Origin of the sequence: Hoyosella levis (genome assembly GCF_026008515.1) — a bacterium.
GTDB classification, from domain to species: Bacteria; Actinomycetota; Actinomycetes; order Mycobacteriales; family Mycobacteriaceae; genus Lolliginicoccus; species Lolliginicoccus levis.
In genome coordinates this window covers 174609-189901 of sequence record NZ_BQYM01000003.1, presented here as the reverse complement: position 1 = coordinate 189901, position 15293 = coordinate 174609, and the positions used below count along the sequence as shown (strand labels likewise).

13 protein-coding genes and 1 pseudogene are annotated in these 15293 nt (G+C 69.2%); 1 reads left to right on the top strand and 13 read right to left on the bottom strand.

Annotated features, from left to right (window positions below):
- Position 1: 1 nt before the first annotated feature.
- The 12 genes and pseudogenes from nuoK to QC765_RS04850 form a co-directional block, all read right to left on the bottom strand.
- Complete coding sequence (nuoK, locus tag QC765_RS04905) at positions 2-301, bottom strand: NADH-quinone oxidoreductase subunit NuoK (protein ID WP_278313302.1); 300 nt, start codon at positions 299-301, stop codon at positions 2-4.
- Positions 298-1047 (bottom strand): NADH-quinone oxidoreductase subunit J, encoded by a 750-nt coding sequence (locus tag QC765_RS04900; RefSeq protein WP_278313301.1) that lies wholly within the window; start codon positions 1045-1047, stop codon positions 298-300. Before QC765_RS04900 ends, nuoK begins: the two co-directional genes overlap by 4 nt.
- Entirely contained in the window at positions 1044-1568 is a 525-nt protein-coding gene (gene nuoI, locus QC765_RS04895; protein WP_278313300.1) for an NADH-quinone oxidoreductase subunit NuoI, read from the bottom strand. The genes QC765_RS04900 and nuoI overlap by 4 nt, the downstream gene beginning before the upstream one ends.
- On the bottom strand, positions 1561-2817 hold the full coding sequence (gene nuoH, locus QC765_RS04890; RefSeq protein ID WP_278313397.1) for an NADH-quinone oxidoreductase subunit NuoH: 1257 nt from the start codon (positions 2815-2817) through the stop codon (positions 1561-1563). The genes nuoI and nuoH overlap by 8 nt, the downstream gene beginning before the upstream one ends.
- Positions 2818-2831: 14 nt before the next feature.
- Complete coding sequence (locus tag QC765_RS04885) at positions 2832-5243, bottom strand: NADH-quinone oxidoreductase subunit G (RefSeq protein ID WP_278313299.1); 2412 nt, start codon at positions 5241-5243, stop codon at positions 2832-2834.
- Positions 5240-6559 carry an NADH-quinone oxidoreductase subunit NuoF gene (gene nuoF / locus QC765_RS04880; protein ID WP_278313298.1) on the bottom strand — a complete coding sequence of 440 codons (1320 nt, stop codon included), beginning with the start codon at positions 6557-6559 and terminating at the stop codon, positions 5240-5242. Before nuoF ends, QC765_RS04885 begins: the two co-directional genes overlap by 4 nt.
- Positions 6556-7272, bottom strand: coding sequence for an NADH-quinone oxidoreductase subunit NuoE (nuoE, locus tag QC765_RS04875; RefSeq protein ID WP_278313297.1), 717 nt, complete (start codon positions 7270-7272; stop codon positions 6556-6558). The genes nuoF and nuoE overlap by 4 nt, the downstream gene beginning before the upstream one ends.
- A complete protein-coding gene (gene nuoD / locus QC765_RS04870; RefSeq protein ID WP_278313296.1) occupies positions 7269-8579 on the bottom strand; it encodes an NADH dehydrogenase (quinone) subunit D in 1311 nt (436 codons plus the stop codon). Before nuoD ends, nuoE begins: the two co-directional genes overlap by 4 nt.
- Positions 8576-9244 (bottom strand): NADH-quinone oxidoreductase subunit C, encoded by a 669-nt coding sequence (locus QC765_RS04865; protein ID WP_373876680.1) that lies wholly within the window; start codon positions 9242-9244, stop codon positions 8576-8578. The genes nuoD and QC765_RS04865 overlap by 4 nt, the downstream gene beginning before the upstream one ends.
- Positions 9241-9798 (bottom strand): annotated as a pseudogene (locus tag QC765_RS04860) (NuoB/complex I 20 kDa subunit family protein); the annotation flags it as partial. The gene QC765_RS04865 and the pseudogene QC765_RS04860, both read right to left, overlap by 4 nt.
- Positions 9799-9819: 21 nt before the next feature.
- The gene (locus tag QC765_RS04855) at positions 9820-10185 is read right to left on the bottom strand and encodes an NADH-quinone oxidoreductase subunit A (RefSeq protein WP_278313294.1); all 366 of its coding nucleotides are present in this window, start codon (positions 10183-10185) and stop codon (positions 9820-9822) included.
- Between the two features lie 208 nt (positions 10186-10393).
- Complete coding sequence (locus QC765_RS04850) at positions 10394-10831, bottom strand: response regulator transcription factor (protein WP_278313293.1); 438 nt, start codon at positions 10829-10831, stop codon at positions 10394-10396.
- Positions 10832-10986: 155 nt separating this feature from the next.
- Here QC765_RS04850 and QC765_RS04845 point away from each other — a divergent pair, with 155 nt between their 5' ends.
- A complete protein-coding gene (locus tag QC765_RS04845; protein ID WP_373876679.1) occupies positions 10987-11535 on the top strand; it encodes a M23 family metallopeptidase in 549 nt (182 codons plus the stop codon).
- A 131-nt stretch (positions 11536-11666) separates the two neighbouring features.
- On the opposite strand, the gene car is transcribed toward QC765_RS04845, so the two are convergent.
- Positions 11667-15155, bottom strand: a complete 3489-nt coding sequence (gene car, locus QC765_RS04840; protein ID WP_278313292.1) for a carboxylic acid reductase — start codon at positions 15153-15155, stop codon at positions 11667-11669.
- Positions 15156-15293: the final 138 nt, after the last annotated feature.

Sequence of the window (15293 nt, the reverse complement as noted above, 5' to 3'; positions counted from 1 at the left end):
ATCAGCCCCTCACCAGGTGCGCATCGTCGACGGACACGGTCTCGCGGGACCGGAAGATCACCATGATGATCGCCAGGCCGATCACCACTTCCGCCGCCGCCACGACCATCGTGAGGAAGGCGAACACCTGGCCGTGGAGGTGTCCATGCATGCGCGCGAACGTGACGAACGCCAGGTTGGTGGCATTGAGCATGAGCTCGATGCACATGAACATGATGATGGCGTTGCGGCGCGCGAGCACTCCGCCCGCGCCGATGGCGAACAGCAGCGCGGACAGGAACAAGTAGTTGGCCGGGTTCACGTCTCCTCCTCGGGGTCGCGGGGGCGGAGGGTGCGGCTGACGGAGCCTCGCGCATAGCTGCCGTCGGGCAGCCGGGCAGGCATGTCGACGGCGTTGTGGCGGGCGTAGACGCCGGGCGCGGGCCGGGGCGTGGCGCGGTGGCCGTCGCGGAACCGCTCGATGGACATCTCCCGCTGGGTCTGGCGGCGCTCGTACAGCTCACGGTGGGCGAGCAGCATGGCTCCGAGGGTCGCGATGATCAGCAGCGCCCCGGTCAGCTCGAACACCCACACGTAGCGCAGGAACAGCAGCTCGGCGAGGCCGGGCACGTTGCCGTCGTGGTTGGCGTCATCGAGGCCCGCGAAATCCGGAAGGGTGGCGTTGCCGATCCCGGCGATCAGCAGCAAGCCGAATCCGATGCTGGCGATGATGCCGAGGATGCGATGTCCGCGAAGTGGCTCGTCGAAGGAATCGGAGGACTCGACGCCGATGAGCATCAGCACGAACAGGAACAGCATCATAACCGCGCCGGTGTAGACCACGATCTGCGCGACGCCGAGGAACAGGGCGCCCTGCGCGATGTAGAGGATGGCAAGGGTGATCATCGTCGTGGCGAGGAACAGTGCCGAGTGCACGGGCCGCCGCGACGCGACCACCCCGATGGCACCGGTCACGGCGATGGCGGCGAGCACCCAGAACTGCACGGCCTCGCCGGTGGTGGTGCGCAGCAGTGGTTCGGCGTCCACCGCGTGAGCGGCAAGATTCATGCCTGCTCCTCCGTCCCGGTGATGTTCCCGCGGTAGTAGTCCTCATCGGTGGCACCGGGAGGCATGGGATGCGGGGCCGGGGTCATGCCGGGCTCGAGCGGGGCGAGGAGCTGGTCCTTCTCGTAGATGAGCCCGGCGCGGTTGTCGTCGGCCATCTCGTAGTCGTTGGTCATGGTGAGCGCCCGGGTGGGGCAGGCCTCGATGCATAGCCCGCAGCTGATGCAGCGCAGGAAGTTGATCTGGTACACGCGGCCGTACCGCTCGCCCGGCGAGTAGCGTTCCTCGTCGGTGTTGTCCGCGCCCTCCACGTAGATGGCGTCGGCCGGGCACGCCCAGGCGCACAGCTCGCAGCCGATGCACTTCTCCAGGCCATCCGGGTACCGGTTGAGCTGGTGGCGGCCGTGGTAGCGGGGCGCGGTGGGGACCTTCTCCTCGGGGTACTGCTGGGTGTTGGGCTTGGCGAACATGGTGCCGAAGGTGACACCGAAGCCGCGGATCGGGCCGAGGAATGTCTTACTCATGGCGGCCTCCCGGAATTGGTGGCGCGGGTAGCGGTGGCGCTGGAAGCGGGGGCACGGGGAACCCACCCGGGCGGTCGGTCCCGGACGGGTCGGGCCGGGGATCTGGAGCGGCCGCGGCCCGATCAATATCGGGGCGACGCGTCGTGGCGCGGCGGGCGAGCCACGGGGCCGAGGCCACGATCGCGGCGGCGACGACAATGGTGATCATCGCGGCAGCGTCGTATCCCGCGGAGGAGAGCCCTCGCACCGTGGCCACGGTCATCACCCATACCAGCGAGATGGGGATGAGTACCTGCCACCCGAGCCGCATGAACTGGTCGTAGCGCAGGCGCGGCAGGGTGGCGCGCAGCCACACGAACACGAACAGGAACGTCCACACCTTGAGGGTGAACCACAGGACTGGCCACCAGCCGGTATTGGCGCCCTCCCAGATCGACACGGGCCAGGGCGCCCGCCAGCCACCCAGGAACAAGGTCGTGGCCAGGGCCGAGACGGTGACCATGTTGATGTACTCGGCGAGCATGAACATCGCGAACCGCAGCGACGAGTACTCGGTGTGGAAACCGCCGACAAGCTCCCCCTCGGCCTCGGGCAGGTCGAACGGCGCCCGGTTGGTCTCGCCCACCATGGCGGTCACGTAGATCAGGAACGACGGCAGCAGCAGCACGATGTACCAGGTGCCTTGCTGCGCGGCGACGATCCCGGAGGTCGACATCGTGCCCGCGAGGAGGAACACCGCCACGAAGGACAAGCCCATCGCGATCTCGTAGGAGATCACCTGCGCGGTGGCGCGGAGACCGCCGAGCAGGGGATACGTCGATCCGGACGACCAGCCGGCCAGCACGAGCCCATACACGCCGACCGAGGTGACCGCGATGATGTACAGCACGGCGACAGGCAGGTCCGTCAGCTGCAGGGGCGTGGCGGTACCGAGGATCGAGACGGTGGGGCCGAAGGGGATGACCGCGAACGCGAGGATCGCGGCAGCCAGCGCGATCACCGGAGCGAGGAAGTACACGGGCTTGTCCGCCTGCGTGGGGAAGATGCCTTCCTTCAGCGCCAGCTTGATGCCATCGGCGAGGCTCTGCAGCATCCCGCGCGGGCCGACCCGGTTAGGGCCGATGCGCATCTGCATCCAGGCAATGATCTTGCGCTCGACGAGCACCATGAACAGCGCGGTCAGCAGCAGGAACAGGAAGATCGCCAGGGATTTCGCGACGACCAGCCACAGCGGGTCGATGCCGAACATGCTCAGGTCCGTGCTCACGGCTCCACCTCCGCGCGCGCGAGCCGGACCCGCTCGCCAGGCAGGGCGTGCAGCTCGGCATGGAGGTGGCTGCCCGGGGAGCAGGTGGGCACCCAGGCCACCCCGTCGGGCATGTCGGTGATCCGCAGCGGCAGGGTGATCGCCCCGTGCACGGTGCTCACCCGCACCCGCTCGCCGTCCGAGGCCCCGAGCTGGTCCGCGGTGGCGCGGGAGAGGCGCGCAACCACGGGGTGAGCGGTGCCCGCGAGGTGGGGCTCGCCGTCCTGCATGCGGCCGTCGTCGAGCAGCAGGTGCCAGCTAGCCAGGATGGCCTCGCCCGGCCCTGCCGCGGCATCAGCACGGCGGGGCGGCGGAGCGACGGAAGCCTCGCGGGCGCCGGACCAGGGCGCCAGCGCATCGAGCTCGCTGCGCACCGCGGCCGTGGTGGCCAGGCCAAGGGGGCGGCGCATGGTCGCGGCCAGCGCGTCGATGATGCGGTGGTCGGGCAGCATGCCAGTATCGCGCAGCGCCGCGCCGAATCCACGTGGGCGCCCCTCCCAGGTGAGGAACGTCCCGGCCTTCTCCGCGACCACGGCCGTGGGCAGCACCACGTCGGCACGGGCGGTGACGGCGCTGTGGCGGATCTCGATGCTCACGAGGAAACCGGCCCGGTCGAGGGCGCTGAGCGCCGCAGCGGGATCGGGGAGGTCGTTGGGGTCCACTCCGCCGACGAGCAGGCCATGCAGGGTGCCGCAGGCGGCCGCGTCCAGGATGCTGGTGGTGTCGCGGCCCTCCTCGCGTGGCAGGTCCGGTACTTTCCACAGCGCAGCGACGGCTCGCCGGGCGGCAGGGTCCGCCACGGGATGCCCGGCGGGCAGCAGTCCAGGCAGGGCACCGGCCTCGAGCGCACCGCGTTCTCCCGCGCGGCGTGGGATCCACGCGAGGGTCGCGCCGGTCTCGTCAGCGAGGCGACCAGCGGCGGTCAGCGCTCCCGGGCTCGTGGCGGCACGCTCGCCGACAAGAATGACCGCGCCGGGCTGCCGCAGCATCGCCCCGACCGCGTCGTCGCGCCCCAGATCGCCGAGTGCCGCGGCCTCGTCGCCAGGAACGGTGGGCAGCAGGGTGCCCGAGAGCTTGCGCAGGCCCGGTGAGGCAAGCGCTGCGATCGAGAAGACCTGCAGGCCGCGGTCACGGGCATTGCGCCGCAACCGCAGGAAGACGATAGGTGCTTCCTCCTCGGGCTCGTGCGCCACGAGCAGGACCACCGGGGCGGAATCCAGATCCGCATAGCTGGCAGTGCCGATGCCCGCGATGCGCTGCGCGAGGAACCTCGTCTCCTCTGGCGAGTGCGGGCGGGCACGCATGTCGATGTCGTTGGTGCCGAGGACGAGCCGGGCGAGCTTGCTGTAGGCGTAGGCATCCTCGATGGTGGCGCGGCCGCCCACGAGCACCCCGGCCGGGCCCGCGGCGAGGCCCCGCGCGGCCGCGGCGAGAGCTTCCGGCCAGGAGGCCTCGTGCAGCTCGCCGTCGCTGCCGCGCACCAGGGGACTGGTGATCCGGTCGGGCTCGGTGGCGTAGGTGAACGCGAACCGGCCCTTGTCGCAGTTCCATTCCTCGTTGACGTCGGGATCGTCCCCGGCGAGGCGGCGCAGCACGGTGCCGCGGCGATGGTCGGTGCGCTGCGCGCAGCCGCTCGCGCAGTGCTCGCACACGCTGGGGGTGGAGACCAGGTCATAGGGGCGGGCCCTGAACCGGTAGGTGGCGCTGGTGAGCGCACCGACGGGGCAGATCTGGATGGTGTTGCCCGAGAAGTAGGAGTCGAACGGCTCCTCGGTACTGATGCCGACCTGCTGCTGGGAGCCACGCTCCACCATGTCGATCAGCGGATCCCCGGCGATCTGCTGCGCGAAGCGGGTGCAGCGGGCGCACAGCACGCAGCGCTCGCGGTCGAGCAGCACCTGCTCGGACAACGGGATCGGCTTGGGGAACGTGCGCTTGGTGCCGGTGAAGCGGGTCTCGGAGCGGCCAGCAGAGAGGGCCTGGTTCTGCAGGGGGCACTCGCCGCCCTTGTCGCACACCGGGCAGTCGAGCGGGTGGTTGATCAGCAGCAGCTCCATCACGCCGCGCTGCGCCGAGGCCGCCTCCACCGACGAGTGCTGGGTGTGCACCACCATGCCTTCCGTGACCGGCATGGTGCAGGAGGCGACGGGCTTGCGCTGGCCCTCCACCTCGACGATGCATTGCCGGCACGCTCCCGCGGGGGCGAGCAGCGGATGATCGCAGAACCGGGGGATCGCGACGCCCATCTGCTCGGCGGCGCGGATGATCAGCGTGCCCGGGGGCACATCAACACCCGTGCCGTCGATGGTCACGTGCACGAGCCCCGGGTCTCGGGCGGTGGTCTCCTCGTTGGTCCGGGCTTGGGTCATGGTGCTACCGCCTCCGCGAAGAGCGTGGACCGGTGGTGATCGAACGGGCATCCGCCGTGGCGCAGGTGCTCGAGGTACTCGTCGCGGAACAACCGCACCGACGAGATGATCGGGCTCGTGGCGCCATCGCCGAGCGCGCAGAACGACTTGCCCGCGATGGTGCTGGTGATGTCGAGCAAGAGGTCGACGTCCGCGGGGCTGCCCGTGCCATCCTCGAGCCCGCGCAGTACCTGCACCAGCCAGTAGGTGCCCTCGCGGCAGGGTGTGCACTTGCCGCAGGACTCGTGCTTGTAGAACTCGGTCCAGCGCAGCACGGCCCGCACCACGCAGGTGGTGTCGTCGAAGATCTGCAGCGCCTTGGTGCCAAGCATGGAGCCCGCCGCGGCTATCCCCTCGTAGTCCAGCGGCACATCGAGGTGCTCCTCGGTCAGCAGCGGCGTCGACGAGCCGCCTGGCGTCCAGAACTTGAGCCGGTGCCCGGCCCGGATTCCACCCGCGTGGTCAAGGAGCTCGCGCAAAGTGATGCCGAGCGGCGCCTCGTACTGCCCGGGCCGGGTGACATGCCCGGACAACGAGTAGAGGGTGAAGCCGGGGGACTTCTCGCTGCCCATCGAGCGGAACCAGTCCACGCCGCGACGCAGGATCACCGGAACGCTCGCGATGGATTCGACGTTGTTCACTACCGTCGGCGCGGCGTACAGGCCCGCCACCGCGGGGAACGGTGGCCGCAGGCGCGGCTGCCCGCGACGCCCCTCCAGCGAGTCGAGCAGCGCGGTCTCCTCGCCACAGATGTACGCCCCGGCCCCGGCATGCACCACCAGCTCCATCGGGTAGCGCGCGCTCGGGCCCAGAAGGCCAGCGGCGTAGGCCTCGGCGACGGCGGCGCGCAGGCGGCGGATCACCGACAGCACCTCGCCGCGCACGTAGATGAACGCGTGGCGGGCACGGATGGCGTAGGAGGCGATGATGGCGCCCTCGATCAGCACGTGCGGATCGTGCAGCATCAGCGGCATGTCCTTGCACGTGCCCGGCTCGGACTCGTCCGCATTGATCACCAGGTAGTGCGGCTTGACAGTGCCATCGGTTCCCGGACCTTGTGGGATGAACGACCACTTCATTCCGGTGGGGAAGCCCGCCCCGCCGCGACCGCGCAGGCCCGACGCCTTGATGGTGGCAATCACCTCGTCCGGGTCCATGGCGAGCGCGGCGGCGAGGCCCTCGTAGCCGCCGTGCCGCCGGTAGGCATCCAGCGTCCAGGAACGTGGCTCGTCCCAGTGCTCGCTCAGCACCGGCACCAGCGGGGTGGGATCGCTCATCGCTCATCTCCTCCGTCGCGCCGCGCGGCACGCAGTCCCGCGAGGGTGGGGGCACCGGGGCGGGCGGCGTCGATCGAGCCGGGCTGCTCGTCGTCGAGGCCCGCGAGGATCCGGGCGGCCTCCTTGAACGTGCACAGCGTGGCACCCCGCGCGGGGGTCACGGCTTCCCCGGCACGGAGCGAGTCCACGAGCTCGCGCGCCGAGGCGGGCGTCTGGTTGTCGAGGAACTCCCAGTTGGCCATGACCACGGGCGCGTAGTCGCAGGCCGCGTTGCATTCCACATGCTCGAGGGTGACCATCCCGTCCGGGGTGGTCTCGCCGTCGTTGATGCCGAGGTGCTCGCGCAGGGCCGCAAGGATCGCATCGCCGCCCATCACCGCGCACAGCGTGTTCGTGCACACCCCGATGAGGTACTCGCCGGTGGGCGAGCGGCGGAACATGCTGTAGAACGTCGCCACCGCCGTCACCTCTGCCTCGGTGAGGCCGATCATGCGGGCGCAGAACCCGATGCCGGCTGGGGTGAGGTGCCCGTCCTCGGACTGCACGAGGTGCAACAGCGGGATGAGGGCGGAGCGGGCCTGTGGGTAGCGGGCGATGAGCGTCGCGGCGTCGCGCTCGAGGCGCTCGGTGGTCTCGGCGGGGTAGGTGGTGGGCCCGGGCAGGTCGATGGCGGGACGCTGGCCGAGCGGCAGGAGGATCGGGTCGGTGGTCATCGGTCCACGCCTCCCATCACGGGATCGATGCTCGCGACCGAGGCGATCACGTCCGCGACCATGCCGCCCTCGCACATCGCCGAGACGGCCTGCAGGTTGGTGAACGAGGGGTCGCGATAGTGCACGCGGTAGGGGCGGGTGCCGCCGTCGGAGACCATGTGCACGCCGAGCTCGCCGCGCGGTGACTCGACCGCGATATAGGTCTGCCCGGGCGGCACGCGGAAGCCCTCGGTGACGAGCTTGAAATGGTGGATCAGCGATTCCATGTCGTCGCCCATGATGGTGCGGATGTGCTCCAGCGAGTTGCCGAGGCCGTCGCGGCCGAGAGCGAGCTGGGCGGGCCAGGCGATCTTCTTGTCCGCCACCATCACCGGTCCGGGCCGCAGCTTGTCGAGGCACTGCTCGACGATCTTGATCGACTCGTGCATCTCGTTGACGCGGATCAGGTAGCGGCCGTAGCAGTCGCAGCCGTTCTCGGTCATGACGTCGAACTCGTAGTCCTCGTAGCCGCAGTAGGGCTGCGACTTGCGCAGGTCATGCGGGAGGCCGGTGGCGCGCAGGACCGGCCCGGTCATGCCCAGTGCCATGCAGCCGGAGAGATCGAGGTAGCCGATGCCGACGGTGCGGGACCGCCAGATCGGGTTGTCGTTGAGCAGCAGCTCGAGATCGCGCAGGCGCCCGGGCAGGATGCGCAGGAGCTCGCGGACCTTGTCCACCGTGTCCTCGGGCAGGTCCGCGACCAAGCCGCCGGGGCGGATGTACGCGTGGTTCATCCGCAGGCCCGTGATGTGCTCGAACACCTCGAGGATGAGCTCCCGCTCGCGGAAGCTGTACAGCATCGGTGACATCGCGCCGAGCTCGAGGCCACCCGTGCCGAGCGCTACGAGGTGCGAGGAGATGCGATTGAGCTCCATCAGCATCACCCGGATCACGCTGGCTCGCTCGGGGATGGCGCCCTCGATGCCGAGGAGCCGCTCCACGCCCAGGCAGTAGGCGGTCTCGTTGAAGAACGGTGACAGGTAGTCCATGCGAGTGACGAAGGTGACGCCCTGCGTCCAGGTGCGATGCTCGAGGTTCTTCTCGATGCCCGTGTGCAGGTAGCCGATGCCGCAGCGGGCGTCGGTGACGGTCTCGCCGTCGATCTCGAGGATCAGCCGCAGCACGCCATGCGTCGACGGATGCTGCGGGCCCATGTTGACGACGATGCGCTCGCCCCCAGCATCGCTGACGGCCTCGACGATGTCATCCCAGTCCTGCCCGGCGGCCACGTGAACCGATTCGCCGCCCGCCGTGAAGCCGCCCGTCATGAGTAGGCCCTTCGCTCGTCCGGCGGCGGGATCGTCGCGCCCTTGTACTCCACCGGCACGCCTCCGAGCGGATAGTCCTTGCGCTGCGGATGGCCCTCCCAGTCGTCGGGCATCTGGATGCGCACCAGGTCCGGATGGCCCTCGAAAACGATGCCGAAGAAGTCATACGTCTCGCGCTCGTGCCAGTCGCACGTCGGGTAGACCGCGGTCACCGACGGGATGCGCGGATCCGCGTCCGGTGCCGCCACCTCCAGCCGAAGCCGCCGGTTGTGCGTGATCGACAGCAACGGATACACCGCATGCAGCTCGCGGCCCGCATCCTCCGGATAGTGCACCCCGCTCACCCCGAGGCTCAGCTCGAACCGCAGGGCCGGATAGTCCCGCAGCGCCCGCGCTACCACCGGCAAGTGCTCCCGGCGCACCTCCAGCGACAGCTCACCGTGATCGGTATCCACCCGCTCCACCGCATCGGCGAGCGCGAGTCCCCGCTCCGACAGTGCTGCTTCAAGGTGGTCGACAGCCTCGTCGAACCAGCCGCCATAGGGGCGCTGCGCGCCGCCTGGAAGCTCCACCGCCTGCTCGAGGCGACCATAGCCCGACGTATCGCCGGTGCCGCGCGCGCCGAACATGCCGCGCAGGGAACGGATCCGCTCGCCACCGCTCACCGCAGCATCCCCTTCAGCTCGATCAGCGGTCGCTGGTCCAGCGCCGCTTTTTCCGCCGCCCGGACGGCCTCGGCGCGGTTCGCGCCCAGGGGCATCGCGCTGATCTTGTCGTGCAGCGCGATGATCGCGTGCAGCAGCATCTCGGGGCGCGGCGGGCAACCTGGCAAGTAGATGTCGACGGGGACGATGTGGTCCACGCCCTGCACGATCGCGTAGTTGTTGAACATCCCGCCCGACGAGGCGCACACCCCCATCGCGAGCACCCACTTCGGCTCCACCATCTGGTCATACACCTGCCGCAGCACCGGGGCCATCTTCTGGCTCACCCGGCCCGCCACGATCATCAGGTCTGCCTGCCGCGGCGAGGCGCGGAACGCCTCCATCCCGAAACGAGAGATGTCGAACTTGCCACCCGTGGTGGACATCATCTCGATCGCGCAGCACGCCAGGCCAAACGTCGCTGGCCACAGCGAGCCCTTGCGGGCATACCCGGCGGCCCGCTCGACCGTGGTCAGCAGGAACCCGCCCGGAACCTTCTCCTCCAAGCCCATGCGCCGTACCTCCTCCTGCTGCCGCTAGTCCCAGCTGAGCCCGCCGCGCCGCCACTCATACACATAGGCGACGGACACGTTGAACAGGAACAATCCCATCGCGGCGAGCCCGAACAGGCCTAGCTCATCGAAATGGACTGCCCACGGGTACAGGAACACGATCTCCACGCCAAAGATGATGAACAGCATCGCGGTCAGGTAGTACTTCACCGAGAACCGGCCGCGGCCTGGCATAGCGGGAGGCGGTACCGGCTCGATGCCGCACTCATAGGCCTCGAGCTTCGCCTGGTTGCGGCGGCTCGGGCCCAGCAGCGAGCCCATGGCCGCGGAGACCAATGCGAACGCCACCGCCACCGCGCCCAGGACGAGGATCGGGAACAGCGTGCCCATGCCTGAACTCCCCTCGCCGCGAGCCTGGCTCCCTGGCAGTACCCATCGGCACCACCACGGATTGTGATCTATCTCTCAGCCTAGCCGTCAGGGCGGTGACCCTGCATGCTTTTGCGTTGCGCGTTTACCACACCGTGTTACCGACCCCGTTCGGCCACAGGGGGATTGGCGCGCGCAGATGGTTGGCGCAGAGGGGAGCGGAGCGTGGCTAGCTGGCCGCGTCGTGTTGCTTGGTCGCGGCGCGCTCCAGCAGCTCCACCGCCATCCGCGACAGCTCGAACGGATCCACCGGCAGCGGGACGGCGCCATCGGCGCCCGACCATCGCGCCAGCCATCGGTCGTCCCGGCGGCCCAGCAGCACGATGATCGGTGGGCACGGCTTGATCTCGTCGCGCAATTGCCGGGCCAGGCCCATCCCGCCCAGCGGTGCGGTCTCGCCATCGGCGATCACCAGATCGATCGACCCGCGCTCCACCTCCGCCACCGCAGCTCCTGCCGTCGCCGCCTCTGCATACTCGGTCGCCGCAGACTCCGGCAGCAGGCGTGTGCCCAGCGCCGCGCGCACCCGATCGCGGATCGACCGATCATCGCTATACAGCAGCACGCGCGGGCCCGGGGGCGACGATGGAGGAGTGGTAGGGATCACAAACCCGAGCCTAATGCCTGAGCGCTCACGGCGTGCCGTCACAATGGGGGGCATAACCTCCGCTAAGGTAACGCTCTGATAACGGTTCTTTTTCCATTCCGGGCCCGATCGCGCACCACACCAGCGAACGGAGCCCGCCACCCGGAGGTTCACCCTTGCGCTCGCGCCGCCAATCCCGTCCCCACCGTGCCCTGATCGCCGCCGGAGCCATCGTCATCGGCACCATGGCACCCTTCGTCGCGGCAGGCGGCGCAACGGCACAATCGCTGCCATTCGACACCGGCTCCGCAGGAAGCGGGCAAGGGATCTCCCTGCCCTGGGCCGCGCACCCCGCGGTAGGCGTCCTCACCTCCGGATACGGCCCCCGCTGGGGACGCTTCCACGAAGGCGTCGACATCGCCGCGCCCATCGGCGCCCCCGTCTTCGCCGCCGGACCAGGCGTCGTCACCGACGTCGGCCCCGCTACCGGATTCGGCCAGTGGGTACGCATCCGCCACCTCGACGGCACCAGCACTGTCTACGGCCACATCGACCGCTACTTCGTCGCCCCCGGCCAGCCCGTCGTCTCCGGCCAGCAGATCGCTACCGTCGGCAATCGCGGCGACTCCACCGGGCCCCACCTGCACTTCGAGGTCCGCGACCCGCTCGGCCGCTCCATGGACCCCCAGGGCTGGCTCATCTCCCGCGCCTTGCCGACCTACTGATCGGTCGGGGGCCTGGGCTGACCGCCTTCGAGCGTCGGCAATGCCCCGCCCCCCAGTGGAAACTTTTCCCGCTCCGACCGGGAGAAGTTTCCACTACCGCGCGGTGAAACCCACTACCGCGCGAGAGCCCACTACCGCGTGGGCACCCCGAGCAACCCGAGCGAAGCCAGGTCGCGGGCATACTTGCTGATCAAGTCGTGGTCGAGGTGCGGGATCTCCTGCTTGCCCGCCACGCCGTGCGCGGCGACGGCTTTCCGGAACCGTGCAGTGAGCGCGGGATCCTCGGTGTGGGGAGCGGCGGGCCGCTGGTAGGCATGCATCAAGGGCAGCACGGTGTGCTGGCGTTGTTGCTCGGGGAGCGCTTCCATTGCGGCGGTGATCGCGGCGGCCCATTCGCGGTGGTCGTCGATGCGGGTGATGGGGTGCCCGTCCTCGATGAGCCAGTCGATGAAGGTGTCGAGGGAGATGCCGTCGTCGTGGGTGCTGAGCACATTGAACGTCCGGTAGCCGTCGCCCGAATCCTGCCCGTCGCCCGCCGCTTGACCGAGCTGGCGAACAGCGGCGGCGGTGAAATCGACCGGGATGCCGTCGTAGTGCGCTCGCTGGGCAGCGGTGCCGCGCTGGTAGAACGATCCGGGCGCGAGGCCGGTCGCAAGGACGCTGAGCAGCAGGCGGGTGAAGTTATCCGGCACGTTCAGCTGCCCGGCGTATCGGGAGTGGGCGAGGATAATGTCGGAGCGGAACACGGTGACAGGCAGGCCGAGGTGCTCGTGCGCTTCCCGCAGCACTACCTCGCTGGCCCATTTGCTGGTCGCGTACCCGTTGGCGTATCCGTCGCCGATGGCTCGGGCGGGGCTGGCCTCGCGGATGTCGGCGTCCTCGCCAAGGCGGGTGCCGTCGTCGAGGAGGGTGACGGCGACGGTAGAGAGGAAGTGCACGGGCTTGCGGGTAGTGGTCGCGGCGAGCTCGATCACCCGGGCGGTGCCGATCACATTTGGCTCGAACAGCTCGTGGTAGGGGAGCACATGGTTGACGAGCGCGGCGACATGGACGATAAGGTCCGTCCGTTGCGCGAGTTCGAGCCACTCATCCTGGGCTAGCCCAAACCTCGGTGCCGCGGCATCGCCGGCCACGACTTCGAGGTGGTCGGCCGCCAGCGACTGGTAATGGGCGAGCAAATCGGGATCGCCGCTATCGAACACGGAGTCGAGACGAGCGCGGGCATCCGCGTCATCGCGGCCGCGCACCAGGCATGCAAGCCTTCCACCGGTGGCCGCGAGCTGCTCGAGGTACTCGAGGCAGACAAACCTGCCGAGGTAGCCGGTGGCGCCGGTGAGCAGCACGGTTCGTGGCTCGACGCCGGCATGCGGCAGACCGGTCGCAGCCTTCAGCGTTGCTGCATCGATCAGGTGCTCCAGGCGGAGATCAGTGGCGCGAGCCTCGGTGGGACCGTGCCCGTGAATGGTGGTGAACACCGAATCCCTGGGGTCCGTGGCTCGCTGTTGCTCGATGCGCGCGGCCAGGCTGGCAAGCGTCGCGGTAGGGCTGATGATCTCGTGCACCGGAACGGTGAGGTCGTAGATCTCCTCGATGCCGGTGGATACCGACATCGCCGCGAGCGAGTCACCACCTAGATCGGTGAAGGGCACGTCCGCAGCGGCAGTGCCGATCCGAGCGTGCACGAGCTCGAGCAGGATATCGACGACGGGGCGGCGATCGCGCTGCTCCCGCAAGCTCTCCACCTGATCGATCTCGGTGGCGTCGAGCTGGGCGTACAGGTCCTCGAGCCGCGGCCCGTAATGCTCCGCCAGTCGTGGTCGCGCGAGCTTCCCGATGCCAGTCAGCAGGCCATTGGTGGTGGTGAAGGGCTCGTCCGCAAGGGCGACCTCGCGAGGTACCTCGTAGCCAGCGAGCTCGTGGCGCCCCGCGACCTCCTGGAACGCTTCGCGCAGGATGCCGGTGATCTCGCCGGATTGCGCGCGGGCGTGCTCGCTGGGCTCGACCACAGCGAGAAGGTAGGAGCGCGCGCTGTTGCCATAGAGGAAAACCTGGTCGATGAGCGGGCTCGCGGCGTAGAGAGCCTCGAGGCGGGCGATCGCCACGAACTCGCCCTGCGCCAGCTTCAGCACGTTGTTGCGACGATCGACATACACGAGCCGGTCAGGGGCGATCTCGGCAACGATATCCCCGGTGCGGTAGAAGCCGTCCTCGTCGAAGACCTGTGCGGTCGCGTCGGGGCGCCGGTAGTAGCCGGGGAACACCGTGGTGGCCTTGATCAGCAGCTCGCCCCGCGGATGCGGCTCGTCCGTGGTGAGGTAGCCGAGCTCCGGAGCGTCAACGAGCTTGTAGTCGAGGACGGGCGGGCGCATCACCACGGTATTGGTGACTACTCCGCCGCTAGTTTCCGTGGAGCCATAGCCGTCGCGCAGCGGCACCGCGAGGAAGCCCTTCAGGAAGCGGCGCAGCTCGGGAGTGAGCGGAGCGCTACCGACAACGGCATGCTGCAACCGGTCGCCGAGCATGTCGTGCCTGGTCGCGGTGGCGACGTCCGCATTCACATCGAACGGATCGGGGCTGGTGATCCCGGCGCGGCGCGCGACCGCGCGGTAGCGCTGGTGGAGCAGCTCGGCCACCCGGGGGACAAGATTGACCGCGGTCGGACGGACGAGCGCGAGGTCCTCGAACAGGGTTGACATATCGGGGGCGGCAGCGAAGTAGCCGGTGCCGCCGAGCGCGAGGCCTTTGAGCAGCCACATGCGCCCGTACACGTGGCTCATGGGCATGTAGTGCAGGTACACCGGGTGAGCGGGCTCGGTCTCCTCGTCGGCGATGCTTGCATCTGGGTCGGACCACAGGTGCGCGAGCATGCGCGTGGTGTACATCGCGCCCTTGGGGGTTCCCGTGCTGCCAGAGGTGTAGATAAGGAGCGCCAGCGGATCCTCGCCTGCCTCGGGCCGGAAAGGAGCAGGCGAGGGCAGCGCTCGACCAGCGGCGATCGCCTCAGTGAGCGCGAGCACCTCGATCGTGGTGTCTGCCCGGAGGCCTGCGATCGACTCCTGGTGGCTGGCGAGCCCGGGCAGGACATCGAAGATGACCACCTGCTCGATCGAGGGAGTGGCGCGCAGGAGCTCGGCGGCCTTGCTGATGGTGTCGATGCTGGTCGCGAGGACCCGGGGCTCCGTCTCGGCGAGGATCGCGGCCAACTGCGGCACCGGCGCGTCGGACTGGAGGGGGACGCCGACCGCGCCGAGGTGGGCGATGGCGAGGTCGATGACGGTGTAGTCGACGCTGGCGAACCCGATCACCGCGACCATGTCGCCCGGGTGGAGCGCAGGGGCGGCGATCCAGTGCGCGGCGAGGCTAGTGAGCCGTTCGCCCAGCTCGCGGTAGGTGACGGTGGTGAAGCGGGGCTCCAGCGTGACGTGCTGCTCGCCGGTGGCGGGGTCAGTGCTGACGGTGCGCTCCCGGTCGCCCAGGGCGGGCTGTTCATCGTGCTGGCGGAGGAGCGCGGCAACCGTCTCGGCGGGGGCCGGTGTGGCGGTTGGCGCGGCGGTGGGGCCCGGTGCGGCGGATGATCCAGCAGTTGGCGCGGCGGTGGTCGTTCGTGCGGTCCCTGTCATAGCGGTCCTCCTGTTGCGGCGCGGGTGCCCCTTCCCTCGACTATAGATAGTAAAACTATAGAAAGGAAGGGGTGCGGCGCTGCCGATCGTGAAAGTCGGGCCACACCCCGCGTGGCTGGATCTTCACGATCGGCGCCG